The 2290-nt window shown below is 70.5% G+C and carries 2 protein-coding genes; both read left to right on the top strand.

Going from position 1 to position 2290, the window contains the following annotated elements:
- Positions 1-399 precede the first annotated feature (399 nt).
- Positions 400-1725 (top strand): APC family permease, encoded by a 1326-nt coding sequence (locus tag VGD28_RS13535; RefSeq protein WP_331028876.1) that lies wholly within the window; start codon positions 400-402, stop codon positions 1723-1725.
- Positions 1722-2290, top strand: a 569-nt coding sequence (locus tag VGD28_RS13530; RefSeq protein WP_331028875.1) for a class I SAM-dependent methyltransferase, incomplete at its 3' end; no start/stop codon positions are given. The genes VGD28_RS13535 and VGD28_RS13530, both read left to right, overlap by 4 nt.

Below are 2290 nucleotides of genomic sequence, written 5' to 3'. Positions count from 1 at the left end.
TGGAGGGGGAGTCTCCACAAGCTGACCGGCTCGCTTGTGGAGACTAGCCCTCCACCAGCTTCGAGTTCGAGGTCGGATCGTGCGCCGCACGATCCTCGAACGCGCGGGGCGCGTTCGACCTCGCAACTCCCCCTCCCCCTCCGGGGGAGGACTGGGTATGGAAGTTTCGGAACCGGAGCGAGCGGGGCTGGTTGACCCAAAGCCTGTCCCTGTGTCTTGCGGGTTGAGGGAGTGTAGCCGCGTGCAAGGGCGTATCGACGTTCTACATCCAATCCTCCCCCGCCAGGGGGAGGTGACGCGCATAGCGCGACGGAGGGGGAGGACGCGAACCCTTTCCGGTCTGGCATCCGCCCCCTCCGTCAGCCTGCGGCTGCGACCTCCCCCTGGCGGGGGAGGATAATGGAAGCCGCCGTCCCGCGCCGCACGATCGGCGACCTCGACGTGTTTGCGCTGACGGTGGGGATCGTGGTGGGGGCGGGCATCTTCCGCACCCCGGCGCTGGTCGCGGGGTTTGCGCCCGACGCGGCGACGATGATCGCGGCGTGGATCGCCGGCGGGCTGCTCTCGATCGCGGGCGCGCTCTGCTATGCCGAGATGGCGGCGGCGTGGCCGCATCTGGGCGGCGACTATCATTTCTTAGGCCGGGCCTATGGCGAGCGGCTGGCGTTCCTCTACGCCTGGGCGCGGCTGGCGGTGATCCAGACCGGATCGCTGGCGCTGCTCGCCTTCATCGTCGGCGACTATCTCCAGGTGATCGTGCCGCTGGGGCCGGCGGGCCCTGCGATCTGGGCGGGCATCGCCGTGGCGGCGGTGAGCGCGATCAACTGGCTCGGCATCCGCTGGGGCACCGCGGCGCAGCGCTGGCTGACCCTGGTCGAGGTCGCCGGGCTGGTGGCGATCATCGTCGCGGGGTTCATGGCGGCACCTGCGGGCGCGGCACCGGCGCCGGTGAGCGAGGGCAGCGCGATCGGGCTGATGATGGTGTTCGTGCTGCTCGCCTATGGCGGGTGGAGCGAGGCGGTGTACGTCTCCGCCGAGATGAAGGCGCCGCCGCGGCGGATCGCGCCGATCATGGCAGCGGCGCTGGCGCTGGTGACGGCGCTGTACGTGCTGGTGAACCTTGCCGCGCTGCATTCGCTTGGGTTCGCGGGGCTGGCGGAGTCGGATGCGGTTGCGGCGGAGGTGATGCGGCGCGCGCTGGGCGATGGCGGCGCGGCGGCGATCAGCGCGGCGGTAGCGGTTGCGGCGCTGACCAGCGCCAACGCCACCGCGATCACCGGCGGGCGGACCGCGTGCGCACTGGGCCAGCGCTTCCATGCGCTGCGCTGGCTGGGGCGGTGGGATATGGGGCGCGACACGCCGGGCAACGCGCTGGTGGCGCAGGGTGCGGTGGCGTTGGCGCTGGTGGTTGCGGGTGGCTTCGGGCGCGACGGGTTCCGGCTGGCGGTAGAGTATACGGCGCCGGTCTTCTGGCTCTTCCTGCTGCTCGCCGGCATCGCGCTGTTTGTGCTGCGGCGCCGCTTCCCCGACACGGCGCGTCCCTTTCGCGTGCCGCTCTATCCCGTTCTGCCCGCCCTGTTCTGCGCGACGACGGCATATCTGCTATGGTCGAGCCTTGCCTATACCGGCTGGGGAGCGCTTGCGGGGGTTGCCGTGCTGGGAGCGGGGGCCGTGCTGCTCCTGTTCCTGAGACCCGAGGAGGACGAGGAGGAGAGAAGCCCATGAAGCTGATCATCACCACCGCCGCGATGCTGATGGCGGGCAGCGCGATCGCGCCGCCGCCCGGCCCGGCGCCGGTTGCCCCTCAGGCGAGCCGGGCGCCCGACGTCATCTATGTGCCGACGCCGCCGGAGGTGGTCGAGGCGATGCTCGACATGGCGCAGGTCAGGGACGGCGACGTGCTCTACGATCTGGGATCGGGCGACGGGCGAATCCCGATCGCCGCGGTCAAGCGTGCGAAGGTCAAGGCCACCGGGATCGACATCGACCCGCAGCGCATCGCCGAGGCCAACGCCAATGCCAAGGCGCAAGGCGTCACGGGCAAGGTGAGCTTCCGCCAGGCCGACCTGTTCACCAGCGACTTCAGCGATGCGAGCGTGGTGACGCTGTACCTGCTCGATACGCTGAACGAGAAGCTGCGGCCCAAGCTGCTCGCCGAGCTGAAGCCGGGGACGCGGATCGTGAGCCACGCCTTCCGCATGGGCGCGTGGGAACCCGAGGCCGAGCGGGACGTGAACGGGCGGATGGTCTATTTCTGGCGGGTGCCGGCCAAGGGCGAGAAGCCCAAGGG

The sequence above is a fragment of the Sphingomonas sp. genome (assembly GCF_036402235.1).
In the GTDB taxonomy this organism is placed as follows: Bacteria; Pseudomonadota; Alphaproteobacteria; order Sphingomonadales; family Sphingomonadaceae; genus Sphingomonas.
The sequence above is the reverse complement of the archived record's forward strand: the minus strand, read 5'-3'. Positions and strand labels throughout refer to the sequence as shown.